Consider the following 18,974-nt stretch of genomic DNA (forward strand, 5'->3'; position numbering starts at 1 on the left):
CTCCACGCACAAAAGACGGAACGGACAGGCAGGTTGAATCAGGCCGATCCTGCCCCTTGCGGTGCCATGGTGAACGGCAGCACGGCCACCGTTACGTTGTCGTGCCCGCCGCCGTCGAGCGCGTGCCCGACGAGGACCTGCGCGCTGTGCAGCGGTCGGCCCGCCGCGTCCGGGGGCACGACCCTGGCCATGTCCTCCGCGCCCTCCGCGTAGTTCCACAGCCCGTCCGTGCACACCACCACGACACCCGGGCGGTCCGGCTTGAACGCCGCCGTGTGCGGCTCCACTTCGTACGCGTCGGCACCGAGCCAGCCGGTGATCGCGTGGGCGCGCTCGTCGGCGTACGCCTCCGCCTCGCTCATCAGGCCCGCCGCCACCATCTGCGCGGCCCAGGAGTCGTCCTCGGTGAGGCGGGCCGGCGGGCCGGTGCGGTCGTCCGGCACCCAGTAGGCACGGCTGTCGCCGACCCAGCCGACCACCAGCAGCCCGCCCGCCGCCACCGCGCCGACCAGCGTGCACGCCGGGGCGTTCTGGTGGCGGTGAGGGTCGTGCTCCATGGCGGTGCCATGGCCGTCGGCGGCGTCGGCGAGGGCGTTGACCGCCTCGGACGCGGCGACGATCGCGTCGTGCATCGCCTGCTGGGGGTGCGTGCCGCGCGGCAGCGACTCCAGCAGCGACTCGCTGGCGGCGGCCGCAGCGGCGGCGGACGCCTCGTCGGGGCGGGTCGCCGAGGACACGCCGTCGCAGACGATCGCGACGACGGCCGGCGAACCGTCGGGCAGGGCCGTCGACGACACGGCGAACGCGTCCTCGTTGCGGTGGTGGCGCAGACCGCGGTCGCTGACGGCGGCGACCGAACCGAGCTCCTCCTCCATGTGATCGCGCTCGCGCGGCTGCGCGTGGCCGCAGTTCTCGCAGTAGCCGTCCGGGTCCACGTGCCCGGCCCGGCACGCGACGCACAGCTTCGTGCCGGCGGGCGGGGTGTGCGCGTGCTCGGCGGTCCGCGGATCCGGCACGGCGGGCGCGGGCACGGGCGCAGCCATGGGCGCCTGGGCGGGCACGGGCGGGACCGCCGGGGGCGGGACCGGTGGTGCAGGTGGCGCGGGCGGGGCCGGTGGTGCAGGTGGCGTCGGCGTCGACACGGGGTCGGGCGCGGGTACCGGCGCGGGCGCGGGCAGCGGGAAGTCGGCGTCCGGGCCGACGGCTCCCGCGCCGGCGGCTCCCGCATCGGGGCGTTCCGGGCCGTCCGAGGCACGGGCGTCGAACCGTATCGGCTGTTGCCCGGCCTGCCCGGGCTCCGGCGGCAACGCCGCCCCCTCCACCGGTGAGCTCATCACCACGGTCGGGTTGTCGCGGGGCGGCTCCGGTACGGCCGACAGGTCGTACCCGCACGCCCCGCAGAACAGGTCCCCCCGCTCCAGCGGCTCCTCGCAGCCGGGGCAGGTGGACAGCTGGTGCATCTGCGACATCTTCACACCCATGTCCGGGGGCGGAACCGGTTCGCCCGCTCCACCATCTCGATCCTCTCCTCGCCGCGCTGAGCGAGCCGGGCGAGCACCCGGTAGGAGCGCTCCAGTCCGAAGCGCAGGCCGCGCTCGTCCAGTTCGCTGCCCAGCAGCGACGTCTGTACCGGGCCGGCCCCGGGGCTTCCGGAGAGTACCCAGTCCAGCGCGGTACCCAGCACCTCCGTAGCCAACCGCTCGCGGCGCACCGCGTCCAGACCGAACTGCTGGAGCGCGGACACCTGCTCGGCCGCCGCCGCCAGGTCCGCGAACAGCGGGTCGGCGGGGGAACGGTGGCGCAGCCGGGCCCGTACGGCCGCGACGCGCGCGGCGGTGTAGTGGATCGACGCCTCGGGCACCGACTCCAGTGTCCGTACGGCTCCGACCCGGTCGCCCGCGGCCAGTTGCACCCGGGCGAGGCCGAACGCCGCGCTCACATAGCTCGGGTCGGTCGTCCACACGAGGCGGTAGTACTCGGCGGCGTTGTCCAACTGGCCCAGCACCTCGGCACAGACGCCGAGCGCCAGCTTGGGCGCGGGCTCTCCGGGGAACGCGTCGTAGACGGCGTCGAAGGAGAGCGCGGCGTTCTCGTTGTCGCCGGTCGCCAGGGACGCCACGCCCCGGTACCAGACGACCCGCCAGTCGTCGGGGTGCCCGCTTTCCAGGTCCTCCAGGGCCCTCTGCGCCGAGGGGACCTGGCCCGTCTCCAGGTGGGCGCGCAGCTCGCGCAGCCGCAGCTCGACGGAGCTCGCGGGCGCGGTGTGCAGCGCGGCGATCAGCTCGGCGGGTCCGGCCGCCATCAGCCCGGCGAGGAAGCCCGCGTTCGGGTCGCCGGGGTCCACGTGCGGCACGGGCAGCGCGAGCGCGATGGCCCGCGCGTCCAGCGCCCCGAGCAGCGGCGCGGCGGGGCGGGGCGCCACGGACTCGGTACGCGGCCGGGGCACCTGCCCCTGACCCGTCACCGGCACCCGCCCCGGCACCTGACCCGGCCCGGCGGGCGCGAGCGCGGAACCCGGCACCGGCGGCGGTGCGGTCGGTGCCGCGGCCGCCGTCCCGCCCCGCCTCCGGCCGCCGAACAGGCCTCGCGGCACCTCCCGTGCGCCGAGCACCGACACCTCGGCCGGCGGCTCCGCGAACAACACCGTGTCCGTGACGCGGACCTCGGGCCCGAACAGCGTCGACAGCGCGGGCCTCGGCCGGCCCGTCTGCAGGGCGACCACCTCGCGCAGCACACCCGTCAGCTGCTCCGCCATCTCCTGCGCGGAGGCGAACCGGCGCGCCGGGTCCGGGTCCGTCGCCCGCACCAGCAGCCGGTAGAACGACTCGTACCGCCGGAACACCTCGATGTTGTCCGGGTCCGGCAGCGAGTCCACGAACACGTTCGTGTACCCCTGGAAGTCGAACGTCAGCACCGCCAGCGTCCGCGCCACCGTGTACAGGTCGGACGCGACCGACGGCCCGACCTCCGCGACTTCCGGCGCCTGGTAGCCGACCGTGCCGTAGATGGCCGACTCGTCGTCGTCCATCCGGCGCACCGCGCCCATGTCTATGAGCTTGAGCTGGTCCTCGGTCTGGATCGCGTTGTCGACCTTGAAGTCGCAGTACAGCAGGTTCCTGCTGTGCAGGTGCCCCAGCGCCTCCAACGCCTCGATGCCGTACGCGCACGCCTGCTCGACCGGCAGCGGATCGCGCCGGCCGTCCGGGCCCCGCCGCTCGTTGGCGATGTCCTTGAGCGACTTGCCGCCGACGTACTCCATGACGATGTACCCGTCCAGCGAACCCGTGCGCTGGTCCAGGTGCTCCACGAAGTTGTAGATGCGGACGATGTTGGAGTGCTCGATCTCCGCGAGGAACCGCCGCTCCGAGATCGCCGCCGCCATCGCGTCCTGGTCACCGGTGTCCAGCAGGCCCTTGAGGACGACCCACCGGTCGGAGACCGCGCGGTCCACGGCCAGGTAGATCCAGCCGAGGCCGCCGTGGGCCAGGCAGCCCGCCACCTCGTACTGCCCGTGCACGATGTCACCGGCCCGCAGCTTCGGCACGAAGGAGTACGGGTGGCCGCACTTGGTGCAGAAGCCCTCCGTGCGCCCCGGCCGGCCCCCGCGCGCCCGGCCCACCGGCGCCCCGCAGTCGGAGCGCGAGCAGAACCGCTTCCGCTCGGGGACCTCGGGGTTCTCCATGACCACCGAGCGCGGGTCGGGGCGCGGCACGGACGGGATCGCGACGAGTCCGGCGCCCAGCCGGTTGCGCCCGGACTGGCCGGTGGACGAGCCGGAGCTGCGCACCGACACCGAACGCGACGACTCCGTACCGCCCGTCAGGGAACGCGACAGCCGGCCCGACACCGAGCGGCGCGACGACCGTGACGAGGAGCGGGAGGACCGGGACGACGAGCGGGAGCTGCTGCCGGAGCCCTTGCCGCCCGCCACACCGGTCGGCGGTGACGACACCATGCCGCCGGGCGAGACGACGGGCGCCAGCCCGCACGTGTCGCAGTACAGCTCGCCGCCGCCCACGTCCTCGTACGAGCCCCCACAGCCCGGTCGCTGACACGTTTTCACTGATTCCCCCTACGGTCGACCGGCCCGGCCCCCGACACCATGTCCATGGCGGCCTGCTGGTAGCGCAGCACGGCCTGCTCGGCGGCGCGCAGGTCGCACGGGGCGCTCCACAGCATCCGGCGCGCCTGGTCGTACCGCTCGATCAGCAGCGGATCCTCCGCCATGCCGTGCCTGGCCACCTTCGCCTTGTACGCGTCGAGCCGGCCGCGCAGCTCCGCGCGGACCGCGAGCGGCGCGGTGACGGCCGTCAACTGCTCGCGGGCGCGCAGCAGCTCCTCCTCGGCCTCCTGCTCCAGCGCCTCCAGGAGCGGCGACAGCCGGTGCCACTGGGCGTGGCGACGGTACTCGGCGGCGGTGGCCAGCCGCTCCTGGAGCGCGGTCGGCGGGCCGCTCACCGCCGGCACCTCGGAGGCGGCGATCTTCGCCAGCACCTCGCCCCGCGCCGCCCGCGCCTCCGCGAGCGTCCGGTCCGCGCGCGAGAGCACGTCCCGCAGGCGCAGCAGCCGTGCCTCGGAGTCCTGCCGGACCTGGAGCACGGCCTCGATCTCACGCCGCACGTCCTCCAGGGCCCGGGCCGCCCGGTCGTACCGGTCGGTGTCCGGCCGTCCGCCGCCGGGCGCCGAACTGCCGGTGGCCGGCCGCCAGAACGCCAGCGGGTCCGTCACCACCTGCGCCCGCAGCGCGGCCAGCTCATGGGTGATGGCCTCCAGGTCGTCCCCCGCCGGGTGCTCCCCGGGCCGTACGCCCACGGAGTGCGCCAACGAGCGCGTACGACCGAGCTCGGCGGCGAGCAGGTCTATGCGCGCGGGCAGCGCCGACCACACCGCGTCCGCCGTGACCACCATGTCGAGGGAGCTCGCGTACAGCTCGTTCATCCGGGCCACCAGCCGCTCCAGCGTGAACCGCTCGGCCAGCGTGGAGGTCCCCGACACCGTGACGCTCTCGCCGCGCAGCCGCTCCGTCAGCTCGGACAGCTCCTCGCGGCCCGGCCAGCGGCGCCGCGCGCGCACCTCCCGGGCCTCGTGCACGGCGGCGGTGTACGCGTCGAAGTACGTCCACAGCAGGCTGATCGTCCGCTCGGTGGCGGCCCAGCGCTCCTTGGTCGTACCGGTCAGCTCGGCGCCCTCGAGGAGCCTGCGGCCCGCGTGGTCCTGCAGGGCGAGCAGCGAGTCCTCGACCGCCTTGTGCTCCGCCCCGAGCCGCGCCAGCGCACGGTCCACCTCGTCCCGGTCCATCACCGGCCCAGGGGGCTCCGTGACGCCCATCGATCACCTCTTCGCCTCGTGCCCATGTCGGTCAGCTGCTCCGGTACTTCGGTGCCGGAGGCCCGGCTATCCCCGGCAAGTCGGCGCTCAGCCACTTCGTGTACGCCTGCTTCCACGCCCCCTGCCGGTACTCGACGAGCACCTGGTTGACCCGGCGCACCAGGTCGTCCTTGCCGAGCTTCGCGGCGATGCCGTAGTACTCCGTGGTGAACGGTCGGCCCTTCAGCTCGACGGCCGGGTCCTGCGCCGCCTGGCCGGCCGCCAGCGCGTTGTCCGTCACCACCGCGTCGACCTCGCCCATCTGCAGGCGGACCAGGCAGTCCAGCTGGTTGGGCACGGTGTAGACGTCCTTGTCGCCCTTGCCGCCGTCGTCCTCGTCCTCGAACGTGGCGCCGAACGACTCCTTCACCAGCGCCTCGTACGCCGTCGTGCCCTCGCCGGAGCAGACGCGCTTGCCGGACAGGGACTTGTTGTAGCCGGTGACCGTCGACTCCTTGGGCGCGAGGACCTGCTGCCCCACCTGGAAGTAGGCGGTGGAGAAGGCGACTTGCTCGATGCGCTTGCAGGTGATCGTCATCGTCCGGACGACGAGGTCGACCTTCTCGCTCTCCAGCGCGGCGATCCGCTGGTTGGTGGGGATGGCGCGGAAGATGACCGCGTCCGGGCTGCCGAGGATGTCGGCGGCGATGGCGCGGGCGAGGTCGATGTCGAAACCTTCCAGCGTTTTGCTGGCGGGGTTGCGGTAGCCCCACCGGTAGCTGTTCTGGTCGACGCCGACGATCAGCTTGCCGCGCGCCTTGATGGCGGCGATTGCGGGTCCGTCGGCGGCGGACGGGGTGAGGGAGGCCTCCGGGTCCTTGCAGGTGTCCGCCTTGGCCGGGACCGCGCCGCTCGCGCCGGACACGGCGGACGCCCCGAGTCCGGTGCCCTGCGACAGCGGCACCAGGGTGAGCGCGGCGGTCAGCCCGCACGCGGCCGCCATCGCGGCGACCCCGCCCCACCCGCGCAGCCGCCCGGCGGCCCGCCGGGTCAGGCTCCGCTCGCCGGGGGTGCCGGCCGCATCGAAGTCCAGCTTGCTCATCGTGCCTCCCCTCACCCTCACCGGTACTCCGACAGCCTGCGGTTGATGCCCATGATGGCCCCCACCGCCCCCAGGACGGCCAGCGCCGTGGCCCCGACCGGCAGGCCGGTCAGCGCGGAGCGGCCGTCCTCGGCGGCGCGGGTGAACTCGCCCTGCTCATGGTCGAGCGCCTTCTTCAGCGCCGCGTCCACCTCGTCGAACGCCTGGCCGGTGGACCCGTCGTCACCGATGACCTTGGCCAGCGCTCCTTCGTACTCGCCCGCGTCGTCCGTGGCGCGCGCCGCCGCGTGCCGCTTCTGCCACTCGTCGACCTGCTCCACCGCAGCCTTGACCGGCTCGCGGCCCTCACTGTCGTCGGCGAGCCGGCCCGCCTCGGCGAGCGCCGCGCTCAGCTTGCCCATGCCCGCGCCGTACTCGGTCTCGTACTTGTCCTTCTTGCCGTCGTCGGTCAGCACGGCACCCCGCGCCACCAGGGTCAGGTTCTCGTTGGCCCGGGCCTTCAGGGAGTTGATCCGCGCTTCGTTCAGCACCTTGAGCGAATCCTGGCCGTGCCGGCCGGCGTCGGTCAGCTGGCTGCGCGCGACCGTGTGCCCGGCCGCCAGCCACAGCAGCACCACCACCGAGGCGGCCGTCGCGGCGAGCAGCCCCTGGTTGAACACCCGGTTGGTCCGCAGATACGTGCGCCGCTGCGCCCACACCAGCGCGCCGACGACCACGACCCCCACCGCGAGGGAAAGCCACGGCCAGGCGCGGGCATCCCGGTCGTCCCGCGCGAGCCGCGCGGTCTCCGCCGCGTACAGCCGCTCGGCGGCGGGCAGCAGCTCGGTCGTCATCTGCTGGTTGGCGTACCGCAGGTACGCGCCGCCGAGCGGCAGGCCCTGCCGGTTGGCGGCGCGGGCGCGCTCGATCAGGCCCGTGTAGCGGGGCAGCCACTCGTTCAGCGTGGTGATCTCACGCGCGGACTGGGACGAACCCTCGGTGTTGGCCGCGGCCTTGACCAGCAGCCGCGACGCGGTCGCGATGTCGTCCTCGTACCGCTCCCGCACGTCCGCGGGCTCCTGCGCACCGGCCAGGAAACCGCTGGCGGCCGCCGTGTCGGCGTCGGCGAGCGAGCGGTAGATGTGCGCGGCGTCGGCGCTCAGCGGCTGGCTGCGGCCGACCACGTCGTCGGCGGCCGCGGAGCGGTCGGCCACCTCGAAGGCGGTGACGGCACCGAACACCACCACGAGCAGGGCCAGTACGGCGCCGATGATCTGCAGCCGCCCGGGCTCCGTGGTCGCGGCGCCACGCAGCCGCGCCCGCCCTTCGGCCCACGCGCCGCGCCCGGCGGGCACGGGTGCGCCGCTCGGCGCCGCGGGCGCGGGCACCACGGGCGCGGACGCGGGCACCACGCGTGTGGGCACGGGCCCCGCGGTCGCGGGTGCGGCCGACGGCGGCGGGCCCGCCGGTGGCGGTGGCACGCGCGGCCCGTTCGGCACATTCGGCGCGTATGTCACGTGACCTCCCCCTCGGTCGCTGCCCGCAGTATGGCCGTAGGGGCCGACGTTCACACCAGGCTTGACTCGATCTTGTTCCTATCGTGCTGAACGGTGTGCGGGAACACCGTGGTGCCCCCCCACTCGCCACTCGCACCGCCGTGCGAACTCCCCCTTTGAATACGCCACCCGCCCCGCATCGGTTCCGCCCCCATACTGACGAACCGAACGCAAGTACCGCCCCCGTTGTCCACAGCCATCGCCATTAGTCGTACTGCGTCGCCCGTTGCTCGTAGTGCGCCCGCAGCCGCGTCCGCGCCCGCGCCGGCGCGCCCACGTGGTCCAGCCCCAGCAGGCCGGCGCCCAGCACCGGCGGCGCGGTCACGACACGCACCGCCGCCTTCGGGGCCTTCGCCGCCAGCAGTTCGGCGATCCGCGGGGTGAGCCGAGGATGCCGTGCCGCCAGCACACCGCCGCCCAGCAGCACCGGAACCTCCTCGTCGAGCAGGTCCAGCCGGGCCAGGGCGACGGAGGCCATCGCCACCACCTCCCGCGCCAGCCGCTCCACCAGCGCACGGGCCACCGGGTCACCCGCCGCGCTCGTCGCGAACAGCACCGGCGTCAGCTCGTGCCGCCACTCCGCCGCGATCCGCCCCCGGTGCAGCGCCTCGATCAGCGCGTACATCGAGTCGAGGCCGAAGTGCGCGGGCAGCGCACGCGCCAGCTCCGTCGGCTCACCGCGCCCGTCCTCGGCGCGCGCGGCCCACCACATCGCCTCCTCCGCGAGCCCGCTGCCGCCGCCCCAGTCGCCGGAGATCCGGCCGAGCGCGGGGAAGCGGGCCGTGCGCCCGTCCGGCGTCATACCGACGCAGTTGATGCCCGCCCCGCACACCACCGCCACGCCCCGGGGCTCCTCCACCCCCGCCCGCAGGAGGGCGAACGTGTCGTTGCGCACCTCGACGGAGCCATCCCGGCTCCAGCCCCGGACCCGTACCGCGTCCGCCAACTCGCGCTCCTCCACCGGCAGGTCGGCGTTGGCGAGACAGGCGGACACATGGGAGACGTACGGCGGGCCGCTCAGCCCGGCGGCCCGGGCCGCCGCGCCCACCGCGTCCTCCAGCACGTCCACCGCGGCCTCCACCCCCACGACCGGCGGCTGGAACCCCCCGCCGCGCGCCTCGCCGAGCACCGCCCCGTCCGCGCCCACCACGGCGACGTCCGTCTTGCTGTTGCCCGCGTCGATCGCCAGGACGAGGGTGGCCACCCCGGGATTCACGCCCACGCGAGGTACTCCCGGTTGTGCGCGACGAGCCGGTCCGTCAGGCCTTCGGCGAGCGCGTACTGCCCCACCAGCGGGTGCGCCAGCAGCGCCTTGAACACCCGGTCCCGCCCGCCCCGCAGCGCGGCGTCCAGCGCCAGGTCCTCGTACGCCGTGACGTGCCCGACCAGCCCCGCGTACAGCGGATCCAGCTCCGGCACCGCCAGCGGCACGGCGCCCGAGCCGTCCACCGCCGCCTGCGTCTCGATCACGGCGTCGTCCGGCAGGAACGGCAGCGTCCCCTTGTTGTACGTGTTGACCACCTGCACCCGTGCCGCCGGGCCCCCTCCCAGCAGGGCCGCGGCCAGCTCCACCGCCGCCTCCGAGTAGAAGGCCCCGCCCCGCTTCGCCAGCAGCTCCGGCTTCTCGTCCAGCGCCGGGTCGCCGTACATCGCGAGCAGCTCCCGCTCCATCGCCGCCACCTCGGCGGCCCGCGACGGCTTGGTCCTCAGCTCCCGTACGACTTCGTCGTGCGCGTAGAAGTACCGCAGGTAGTACGACGGGACGACGCCGAGCCGGTCCAGGACGGCGCGCGGCAGCCGCAGATCGGCCGCGACGGCGTCCCCGTGCTCGGCGAGCAGCCGCGGCAGCACGTCCTCGCCGTCCGGCCCGCCGAGCCGCACCGCCCGCTCCCAGGTGAGGTGGTTGAGCCCCACGTGGTCCAGGTGGACGGCGCCCGGCTCGACGCCCAGCAGGCGGGCGAACTTCCGCTGGAAGCCGATGGCCACATTGCACAGCCCGACCGCCTTGTGGCCGGCCTGGAGCAGCGCCCTCGTCACGATCCCCACCGGGTTGGTGAAGTCGATGATCCAGGCCTCCGGGTTCGTCCGGCGTACGCGTTCGGCGATGTCCAGCACCACCGGCACCGTGCGCAGCGCCTTCGCCAGCCCGCCCGCGCCGGTCGTCTCCTGGCCGACGCAGCCGCACTCCAGCGGCCACGTCTCGTCCCGCTCACGGGCCGCCTGCCCGCCGACGCGCAGTTGCAGCAGGACGGCGTCGGCGCCTTCGACGCCCGCCTCCACGTCGGAGGTGGTGGTGATGCGACCGGGGTGCCCCTGTTTGGCGAAGATCCGCCGGGCCAGTCCGCCGACCGCCTCCAGCCGGTCGGCGGCCGGGTCGACGAGGACCAGCTCGCTGATCGGGAGCGTGTCGCGCAGCCGCGCGAATCCGTCGATCAGTTCGGGCGTGTACGTGGACCCGCCGCCCACGACAGTCAACTTCATGGTCAGTGCCTCAGCCCTTCAGCCTTTGACGCCGGTTCCGGTTCCGGATGAACGACTCCCTGAGGTGTCGAAGAGGTCGTCCCGGGTGGCGGCCAGCGCGCTCTCCAGGGCCCCGCGCAGCACGGGATCCCGCTGTACGCCGCCGACCACGAGCCGCGGCCGCGAGGCGGCCAGCTCGCCGAGCTCGGCCTCCACGCGCTCGCGCAGCGGTTCGCCGCCGGCGACGATCGCCCGCCCCGACAGCACCACCAGCTCCGGGTCGAGGACCGCGACCAGCGAGGCGAGCCCGGTCGCGAGCCCGGTCGCGTAGGCGTCGAGGAGCCTGCGGTACGCCGGGGGCGCGTCGTCCCGCGCCGCGCGCTCGACGAGCCGGGCGGCGACCTCCGCGTACGCGCCGGGAGGCACGTCGTCGATGCCGTACTCCCGCGCGAGCCGGGGCAGCGCCTGGGCGCCGGCGAGCTCCTGGAAGCCGCCGGCGTTCGCCCTGGTGACCTGCCGTACGAGCGGCGCGCCGGGCACGGGCAGGAACCCGACTTCGCCGGCGCCCCCGGTGAACCCGCGGTGCAACCGCCCGCCCAGTACGAGCGCGGCGCCCAGGCCCTGCTCGTTCCACAGCAGGACGAAGTCGCCGTGCCCGCGGGCGGCCCCGAGGCGCTGCTCGGCCAGGGCGACGAGGTTGACGTCGTTCTCGTACGCGACGGGCATCGGCAGCGCGGCGGCCAACTCCTCCAGCAGCGTGGGCGAGTGCCAGCCGGGCAGGTGGCTCGCGTACCGGAGGCGGCCTGTGCCGGGGTCGAAGGCGCCGGGTGTGCCGATCACCAGCCGGTGCACCTCGCTCGGCGTGATTCCGGCGGCCTTCACGGCGCCGTCCAGCGCGTCGGTCACCTGCCCTACGACGCCGCCGGCGCTCCCGGCGGGCCGCTCGGGCGTGGCGAGCTCGAACTCGCCGGCCACCGCCCCCGTCACATCGGCGACGGCGGCACGGATGCGGCGCGGGTTCACGTCGAGCCCGGCGGCGTACGCGGCCCGCGCGTTGACGGCGTACAACTGCGCGCTGGGCCCCGGCCGCCCGCCACTCGTCCCGGTCGCCACCACCAGCCCGGCCGCCTCCAGCCGCGCGAGCAACTGCGAGGCGGTGGGCTTCGACAGCCCGGTGAGCGTCCCGATCCGGGTGCGGGAGAGAGGCCCGTGCTCCAGCAGCAACTCGAGCGCGGCCCGGTCGTTCATGGCGCGGAGCACGCGGGGGGTGCCGGGGACGTTACCGGTGTTTCCGTGGGTGTTTCCGGGCACGGGCGGTTCACCTGCCGAAAGTGGTTAGGAAGGTTTCCTACCAGTGGCGCCAGAACGTATGGCGCAGGTCTGGGGCGTGTCAATGCCCACCAGGCGGGCGGTCCTCGGTGTTGATGTCCCGCCACGGCAGCGTTGTCGCCCTTTTTAGGGATGCGGGTTGATGTGTCGAGGGCCAGGTTCCTGTACATGGCAGTAGTGCCTTCCGCTCATCGTTGACCTCACGCAGCGTGGCTCCGTAGCGTCCCCACGTTCTTCAACAAAGTGTGTGGTTGGTGAGAGGTCTGAGGAGACCTCGACAAGTGGGGGGTTTCCATGCCCTTGGGCATGTCGTACGTGGGGGGAAACAGAATGAAGGGGAGAAGGGGGCGCACGGCCGTCGTCGCGATGACGGGTCTGGCGCTGCTGGCAACCGGTGCGGGGCCCGTCTACGCCGAGACGGCGGACGACCCCGTGCCCCTGGCGCCGCGGGTCACGTCGCTGGGGCCTTACAGCGAGTGCACGGCGAACGCGTGCGTGGGCGAGGGCGGGCCCGGGATGCCCGGCCGCTTCTCGATCGTGCCGAACCCGGTGGACACGGACGTCACCGGCTACCGGGTGCATCTGGTTGGCGGGCCGGTGTACGAGGTCAGCGCGGAGGAGGCCGCTTCCGTGGAGGTGGTTCCTTCCCAAGCGGGGCCGATCACGCTCCGCGTGGAGGCGAAGGACCGGGGCCTCCGCTACGGCCCCGCAGCCGTGTTCGTCTTCAAGGTGAAACCCGTCGAGCAGGCCGGCCGCTGGCGCTTCGACGACGGGCTGGCCGATCCGGCGAGCACTGTGGCCAAGGACTCCGCGCCCGTGGCCGAGCCGCATGACGCGATCGTCCACGCCTATGGCGAGACCTGGTCGCCGCTCGCCCGCCGCGGCGCACAGGACCGCTCCCTGCTGCTGGACCGCACGCCCGTCGGCCGGCCGGCCGAATACGCGGCGACCTCGGCGCCCGTGGTGAACACCGACCAGTCCTTCACGGTGTCGGCCTGGGCCTATCTCGGCGACCGCACCGCCGATCGCGTCGTGCTCTCCGCGGGTGGCAAGCAGGACTCGGCGTTCGCCCTGTACTACTCCGCAGCGGACAAGAAGTGGGCCTTCCGGCGCGCTGCACAGGACGCGGCCGGCACGACGAGCGCCCGCTCGCTCGCCGACACGGCGAACCCGCCCGTCAACGTCTGGACGCATGTCGCCGGCGTGTTCGACACCAAGTACGACGCGGACCCGTCCAACGACACCGTCCAGCTGTACGTCAACGGCCACCCCCAGGGCGAGCCGGTGGTGGTGGCGACGGTGGCGCCCGCCTACGAGCCGTGGCGCGCCACGTCCGGTCTGCAGTTCGGCCGCGGCCGTACCGCCGGCGCGTACGGCCAGTACTTCCGGGGCCGCGTCGACGAAGTCACCGCCTACCAGTGGGCCCTCGGTGAGGAGGCGCTGCGCGCGGAGGCCGTCGCCGACGAGGAGGGGCAGCCGGCCGTCGTGCTCGCCGGCCACTGGGACGCGACGGTCTCGAAGGGGTCCCGGATCGAGCAGCGCTCCCCGTACCCGGCCCGTGCCATGGAACTGTCGCCCACAGGGGCCACGCTGCAGAGCAACGGCGGTGGCCTCGCGCTGGACGGCAAGAGCGGATACGCCAGGGTGGGCGGGCCGGTCGTGGACGAGACCGGCTCCTTCACGGTCTCCGCCCGCGTACGGCTGGACAGCGTCGCCATGGAGAGCAAGCCGGTCGGCTACCGGGCCCAGGTGGCGGGGCAGAGTGCGGCCGCCGGGGCCTCATGGGGGCTTTGGGTCACCAAGTACGGGCCCGGCATCCACCTGTGGCAGTTCTCGCGCACCGCCGCCGGAACGGACGGCACAGCGGGGGAGACCGTCACCGTGGGAGCGGAGGAAATGGCGGAGATGGACACGTGGGTCGACATCACGGGAGTCTTCGACGCCCAGCCGACCTGGGGCTCCGGCAAGGAGGGAGAGATCACCCTCTACGTCGGTCCGTCCGGCCAGCGCAGGAGTGAGTTCGGTGCGCCCCAGCAGGGCACCGGTGCCCTGACCGTCGGCAGCGAGTCCGGCACGAGCGCCTTCCTCCCGGGTGGGCTGAAGTCGTTGAGGGTGTGGACGGGTGCCATGACGGCGCACCAGGTCGCCACCGAGGTGGCGGGTCAGTAGCCTCAGCCGGTTCGGTGCGTGCAGAAAGGGCGCCCCTCCGCCGTGATGGCAGGGGGGCGCCCTTCATATGCCGGGCCTACTTCGTCAGGTTCGGCCCCGGCCCCACCGGTGCCGCCGGAGCTTGCGGTGCCAGCGGCGTCGCCGCCGCCGACTGCGGGGACGTGGTGGATGCGAAGGCCGACGGGGCGGCCATCGTGGCCGTCGGGTCCGGCTTCGGTTCGTCGTCGGACTGCTGGGGGAGGCCGCCCACGATGCGGATGCCCTCCGCGTCGAAGGCGCGCTTGATGCGCCAGCGCAGTTCGCGTTCGACGCCCAGGGACTTGCCCGGCATCGTCTTGGCGGAGAGGCGGATGGTCATGGAGTCGAGCAGGACCTCGTTCAGGCCGAGGATCTCGACCGGGCCCCACAGGCGCTCGTTCCAGGGCTCTTCCTTGGCCATGGCCTCGGCCGCGGTGGTGATCACCGCGCGGACGCGGTCCAGGTCCTCGGAGGGGCGGACCGTGACGTCGATGTTGGCCGTGGCCCAGCCCTGGCTGAGGTTGCCGATGCGCTTGATCTCGCCGTTGCGGACGTACCAGATCTCACCGTTGTCGCCGCGCAGCTTCGTCACGCGCAGGCCCACCTCGACCACCTCGCCGGAGGCGACGCCCGCGTCGATGGAGTCGCCGACGCCGTACTGGTCCTCCAGGATCATGAAGACGCCGGAGAGGAAGTCCGTGACCAGGTTCCGCGCGCCGAAGCCGATCGCCACGCCCGCGACACCGGCGGAGGCCAGCAGCGGGGCCAGGTCGATGTTGAAGGCGCCGAGGATCATCAGGCCGGCGGTGCCGAGGATCACGAAGGACGACACCGAGCGCAGGACGGACCCGATGGCCTCCGAGCGCTGGCGGCGGCGCTCGGCGTTCACCAGCAGGCCGCCGAGGGCCGTGCCCTCGACCGCCTGGGCGCTGCGGTTCATGCGCTCGATCAACTTCGTCAGCGCGCGGCGGACCAGCATCCGCAGGACGAAGGCGACCACCAGGATCAGCAGGATGCGCAGCCCGGTGTTCAGCCAGGTGGACCAGTTCTCCTCGACCCAGCCGGCGGCCTCGTTGGCCTGCCTCGCGGCCTCGTCGAGGGACACCGGCTGGGGTGTGGGGTCGGCAGCCAGTAGGGCGGACCGGAACACGGCGGGGTACCTCCAGGCATGGGCCATGGCATGAAGAGAAGAGCAGACAAAACAATCTAACGGGGGACAGAGGGGGGTTCGTTGCCATGTTCGAGGGAGAGGTACGTCTCACCTGGGGATGACCTGGTTGTGTCGGGGTGTGTACCGGGGTGTGGTCGAAAACACTCGGGGCCTGTTGTCCGTACGTGGTGGCGCTTCGACCTGGCATGAGGAGAAACTGAGAGCAGATCGTCCCGGCGCGAGCCACGCGCCGCCGGCGTACAAGGAGGCATCCGTGCCGCATGTCCTGGTCCTCAACGCGTCGTACGAGCCCCTCGGCGTCGTACCGCTCCGCCGCGCGCTCGTCCTCGTCCTCGAGAACAAGGCCATATGCCTCGAGGAGTCCGGCGCCTTCATGCACAGCGCGACCCGTGCCATCGCGGCACCCAGCGTCGTCCGCCTCAAGCGGTTCGTCCGGGTCCCCTACAGGGGGCCCGTTCCTCTGACCCGCAAGGCCCTCTTCGCCCGCGACGGAGGGCGTTGCATGTACTGCGGTGGCGTCGCAACCAGCGTCGACCACGTCATCCCCCGCAGCCGGGGCGGCAAGCACGCCTGGGAGAACGTCGTGGCGGCCTGCCGCCGCTGCAACCACGTGAAGGCCGACCGGCACCTGCGCGAGCTGGGCTGGCGGCTCCACCAGCAACCCGCCCCACCCACCGGCCTGGCCTGGCGCATCATCGGGACCGGCCATAGGGATCCGCGCTGGCTGCCGTACCTGCAGCCGTTCGGCGCGGACGACGCCCTGGCCCGGATCGACGGCACGAGACTCGTGCCTGATGATCCGGGCCTTCGTGCGTCCTAGGGGGCAAGACGCCCCCTAGGGATCCTGCCTAAGGCAGGACCGCGTAGGCCTCCACCGCGAAGAGCGAGATCCCGAACCGCGTCGCACGCGCGTCGGCCTGTACGCGGATGAAGCGGGTGCCCGGGGCGTCCATCCGGACCGCCTCGCGGCCCCCCTTCCCGTCCCGTACGGTGGCCGCCGTACGCCACGTACGGCCGTCCGCCGACACCTGGACGCGGTACTTCGACGCGTACGCGTCCTGCCAGTGCAGCACCACCTGGCCCAGGCGCACCGGCTGCCCGGACAGCTCCGCCTGCCACCAGGCGCCGTCCTCCGCCGGTGAGGACCAGCGGGTCTTCGGGTCGCCGTCGATCGCGGCCGAGGCCGGGAAGTCCGGGGTCTCGTCGCCCGAGGAGGACGCCGTCGCCGTGCGGGCCAGGTCCGGGCCGCCGGTAGGCGGATAGGCGCGTACGGTCAGGACGCGTTCCTGGCCGGCGAAGGAGACGAGCACCCGGTACTCGCCCGCGGGGGTGCCCTCCGGAACGGTGATCTCGACCGGGACGACGGCCGCCGTGCCGCGCGGGAGGGTGACCTCCTTCGGGACGGCGACCCGGACGCCCTTCGGCGCGCCGGCGGTCAGCGCGCCGCGCACCTCGGCGGGGCGCCGCGCGGACAGGACCGCGTCCACGCGCTGCGGGGCGCCGCCGATCACCGCGTCCGTCTCCGTACGCCTCAGGTCCAGCCGGGCCGCCGGCTCGTCCGCGAACCACGGCACCAGGGCCCGCACGTCCGCCGAGCCCGCCGCCCCGGTGACGCGGAGGGCGTCCCCGCTCAGTCCCTTCACCGGTACCTGCGTCCAGCCCGTCGGCGACAGCGCGGCCAGCCGCCGCCAGCCCTCGCCCGGGACGTACGCCTCGACGCTGCCGTCCACCGGGCCGGGGGCGGCCATCACCGTGACCGCCTCCAGGGGCCGTGGGCGGTCCAGGCGTACGGTGTACGCGCCGTCCTCCCGGGTCACGGAACCGGAGGAGCGCGACGCGCCCGTCCACGCCTCCGCGTCCTTGACGGCCCGCGCCAGGAACGGGTCCAGCACCCCGTGCCCCACCTTGACGGAGCTGCCCTTCAGGGCCGTACGGAGCGGCTCCAGCGCCAGCGAGGAGCGCCAGGCCGCCGCGCCGTCGCCGCGCGCCTGGGCCTCGAGCATGTCGACGGCGGCCTCGCCCGCGCGCCCGTACCGCGCCAGCTGCTCCAGCCACGGCCGGACCTCGTCGTCGAGCCGGCCCTCCGCCGCGCCCGCCAGCCGCTGCGGCGCCTCGCGCATCACCGTGAAGGCGGCGCGAAGCTCCCGGGCCGCCTTCTCGCGGGCCGCCGGGTCCGTCGCGGCGCGCGTACGCCAGAAGGCGGCGAGGAGCGGCCGCAGGTAGGCGGACTCGTCGGCGCTGAGGATGGAGGAGGCGTCGTTGCCGGCCAGGGCGCCGAGCGCCTCGCGGGTGCGCGCGTCACCGCCCGACAGGTCGTCGATCGCGGCCCGCCAGGACTCCTGCGCGCGGTAGCCCTTCGGGTTCCAGGCGAAGTCGGCGGCGGTGAACAGGGGGATGCGGGAGGCGGTGGCCTGCTCCATGGCGTTGGCCAGCAGCACAGCCGAACCGGCCGCCACGGCCGGCTCACGGCCGGTGTACGGGCCGAGGAAGATACGGTCCTGCGCGTAGTCGTTGACCGGGTAGTTGTCCATGGTGACAAGCGGGTGCTGCTTGAACGCCTCCCGCGCGCCCGCCAGTTCCCGCCCGGTGATGGTGCGGGGCACCACCCCGACCCCCGTCCAGGCCACCTGGACGCGCGGGTCCAGCTCCTCGGCGAGCGCCGTACGGTACGCGGTCGCGCCCTCCTGGTAGTACTCCGTCGGCATCAGCGACAGCGGCTCCGCGTCCGGGTACCGCTCGGCCAGGTGCCGCGACAGCTCGCTCGCCACGCGCGCGTGCGCCCGGGCCGCCGACTCGGGCCCGGAGCCGAAGGTGTCGGCGTCCTTGGAGCAGTGCCACTCGTCGTAGCTGGCGTCCTGGAACTGCAGCTGGAACGCCCGCACCCCGAGCGCGTACATCGCGTCGACCTTGCGCTTGAGCGCCCCGACGTCGCCCTCCGACGCCAGGCACATCGACTGCGCGGGCGCCACGGCCCAGGCCAGCGTCACGTGGTTGCGCCGGGCCCGCTCCGCCAGCTCCCGGAACTCCGCGCGCTGCGCGGACGGGTAGGGGTCGCGCCACTGCGCCTGGCGGTACGGATCGTCGCCCGGGGCGTAGAGGTACCGGTTCTGCTTGGTACGGCCCATGAAGTCGAGCTGTGCGAGGCGCTGTTGGTGGCTCCAGGGGCGGCCGTAGAAACCCTCCGCCATGCCGCGTACGGCGGTGCCGGGCCAGTCGCGTACGAGCACGCCCGGCACGGTGCGGTCGGCCCCGATGAGCTGACGCAGCGTCTGCACCGCGTGGAACAGGCCATCCCGGCCCGCTCCGTCGAGGGCGACGGTGGGGCGCTCGCCGTACCGGCCGGTCGCGATCCGGTAGCCGCCGGACGGCAGGTCCGCGCGTTCCGGCGCACGCAGGGCGCGCAGGGCCTGCTGCGCGCCGGTGCCGCCCATCAACACCACCGCTCCGTCCGCGGGCGCCGGGTGCGCGGCACGCACCGTCCGCACCGTCCGGACGCCCGCGTCGCGCAGGACGGCCTCCAGGGCCTCGACGGCGTACGGATCGGTCTCCGCGCCCGCGACGACGGTCACGGTGTCGCCGAGGGATATCGCGGTGCCGGCGGGGCGCAGGGACTGCGGTCGCGGCCAGACGGAGGGGAGTTCGGTACCCGCCCGCCCGGGCCCGTCCCGGTCGGGGGCGGTCGCGGAGGGGGAGTCAGGGTTCCCGGGGGCGGCCAGCGCGCCCGGCGCGCCGCCCAGCAGACCGCCGATCACGGCGACCGCGACGGCGGTAGCGGTCCGCTTTCCGGGTCCGATGTGCCCGATGCGCCCGAACTGCACGCGCGTCTCCCCTCGTTTTCCGTTGTTGCGCGAGTAGCTTGGCCGGTGGCTGAACCGGACGGTTT

The 18,974-nt window shown here is 73.9% G+C and carries 12 protein-coding genes; 2 read left to right on the plus strand and 10 right to left on the minus strand.

The genetic code is table 11. The features are described 5' to 3' along the window. Positions 1–38: 38 nt before the first annotated feature. From ACIRNI_RS13725 to ACIRNI_RS13760, 8 genes are all read right to left on the minus strand, one after another. Positions 39–1,469 carry a PP2C family protein-serine/threonine phosphatase gene (locus ACIRNI_RS13725; protein WP_403551231.1) on the minus strand — a complete coding sequence of 477 codons (1,431 nt, stop codon included), beginning with the start codon at positions 1,467–1,469 and terminating at the stop codon, positions 39–41. A gap of 2 nt (positions 1,470–1,471) precedes the next feature. Further along, complete coding sequence (locus ACIRNI_RS13730) at positions 1,472–4,063, minus strand: tetratricopeptide repeat protein (protein WP_403551233.1); 2,592 nt, start codon at positions 4,061–4,063, stop codon at positions 1,472–1,474. After that, positions 4,060–5,328 carry a hypothetical protein gene (locus tag ACIRNI_RS13735; RefSeq protein ID WP_403551235.1) on the minus strand — a complete coding sequence of 423 codons (1,269 nt, stop codon included), beginning with the start codon at positions 5,326–5,328 and terminating at the stop codon, positions 4,060–4,062. The genes ACIRNI_RS13730 and ACIRNI_RS13735 overlap by 4 nt, the downstream gene beginning before the upstream one ends. Positions 5,329–5,359: 31 nt before the next feature. After that, a complete protein-coding gene (locus tag ACIRNI_RS13740) occupies positions 5,360–6,409 on the minus strand; it encodes a glutamate ABC transporter substrate-binding protein (protein ID WP_403551237.1) in 1,050 nt (349 codons plus the stop codon). A 17-nt stretch (positions 6,410–6,426) separates the two neighbouring features. Then, positions 6,427–7,812: a hypothetical protein gene (locus ACIRNI_RS13745; RefSeq protein WP_403551239.1), complete on the minus strand. Its 1,386-nt coding sequence runs from the start codon at positions 7,810–7,812 to the stop codon at positions 6,427–6,429. 337 nt (positions 7,813–8,149) lie between these two features. Further along, positions 8,150–9,166, minus strand: coding sequence for an N-acetylglucosamine kinase (locus tag ACIRNI_RS13750; RefSeq protein WP_403551241.1), 1,017 nt, complete (start codon positions 9,164–9,166; stop codon positions 8,150–8,152). After that, entirely contained in the window at positions 9,157–10,425 is a 1,269-nt protein-coding gene (locus tag ACIRNI_RS13755; RefSeq protein ID WP_403551243.1) for a 6-phospho-beta-glucosidase, read from the minus strand. The genes ACIRNI_RS13750 and ACIRNI_RS13755 overlap by 10 nt, the downstream gene beginning before the upstream one ends. An 18-nt stretch (positions 10,426–10,443) precedes the next feature. Beyond that, on the minus strand, positions 10,444–11,652 hold the full coding sequence (locus ACIRNI_RS13760) for an ROK family protein (protein WP_403551615.1): 1,209 nt from the start codon (positions 11,650–11,652) through the stop codon (positions 10,444–10,446). A gap of 411 nt (positions 11,653–12,063) precedes the next feature. On the opposite strand from ACIRNI_RS13760, the gene ACIRNI_RS13765 reads away from it, so the two are divergent. Further along, positions 12,064–13,902, plus strand: coding sequence for a LamG-like jellyroll fold domain-containing protein (locus ACIRNI_RS13765; RefSeq protein WP_403551245.1), 1,839 nt, complete (start codon positions 12,064–12,066; stop codon positions 13,900–13,902). Positions 13,903–13,978: 76 nt separating this feature from the next. Here the strand turns inward: ACIRNI_RS13765 and ACIRNI_RS13770 are convergent, their stop codons facing one another. Further along, a complete protein-coding gene (locus ACIRNI_RS13770; protein ID WP_403551247.1) occupies positions 13,979–15,097 on the minus strand; it encodes a mechanosensitive ion channel family protein in 1,119 nt (372 codons plus the stop codon). Positions 15,098–15,344: 247 nt separating this feature from the next. Here ACIRNI_RS13770 and ACIRNI_RS13775 point away from each other — a divergent pair, with 247 nt between their 5' ends. Next, the gene (locus ACIRNI_RS13775; protein WP_403551249.1) at positions 15,345–15,911 is read left to right on the plus strand and encodes an HNH endonuclease; all 567 of its coding nucleotides are present in this window, start codon (positions 15,345–15,347) and stop codon (positions 15,909–15,911) included. Positions 15,912–15,939: 28 nt separating this feature from the next. On the opposite strand, the gene ACIRNI_RS13780 is transcribed toward ACIRNI_RS13775, so the two are convergent. Continuing rightward, positions 15,940–18,909: a beta-N-acetylglucosaminidase domain-containing protein gene (locus tag ACIRNI_RS13780; RefSeq protein ID WP_403551251.1), complete on the minus strand. Its 2,970-nt coding sequence runs from the start codon at positions 18,907–18,909 to the stop codon at positions 15,940–15,942. Positions 18,910–18,974 lie beyond the last annotated feature (65 nt).

Source organism: Streptomyces sp. NPDC093546 (assembly GCF_044765045.1).
Classification (GTDB): domain Bacteria; phylum Actinomycetota; class Actinomycetes; order Streptomycetales; family Streptomycetaceae; genus Streptomyces.

Coding starts and splice junctions, on each gene's coding strand:
- ACIRNI_RS13725 (WP_403551231.1), bottom strand. CDS start 1,469: ATGTCGCAGATGCACCAGCTGTCCACCTGCCCCGGCTGCGAGGAGCCG.
- ACIRNI_RS13735 (WP_403551235.1), bottom strand. CDS start 5,328: ATGGGCGTCACGGAGCCCCCTGGGCCGGTGATGGACCGGGACGAGGTG.
- ACIRNI_RS13740 (WP_403551237.1), bottom strand. CDS start 6,409: ATGAGCAAGCTGGACTTCGATGCGGCCGGCACCCCCGGCGAGCGGAGC.
- ACIRNI_RS13755 (WP_403551243.1), bottom strand. CDS start 10,425: ATGAAGTTGACTGTCGTGGGCGGCGGGTCCACGTACACGCCCGAACTG.
- ACIRNI_RS13760 (WP_403551615.1), bottom strand. CDS start 11,652: ATGAACGACCGGGCCGCGCTCGAGTTGCTGCTGGAGCACGGGCCTCTC.
- ACIRNI_RS13765 (WP_403551245.1), top strand. CDS start 12,064: ATGAAGGGGAGAAGGGGGCGCACGGCCGTCGTCGCGATGACGGGTCTG.
- ACIRNI_RS13770 (WP_403551247.1), bottom strand. CDS start 15,097: ATGGCCCATGCCTGGAGGTACCCCGCCGTGTTCCGGTCCGCCCTACTG.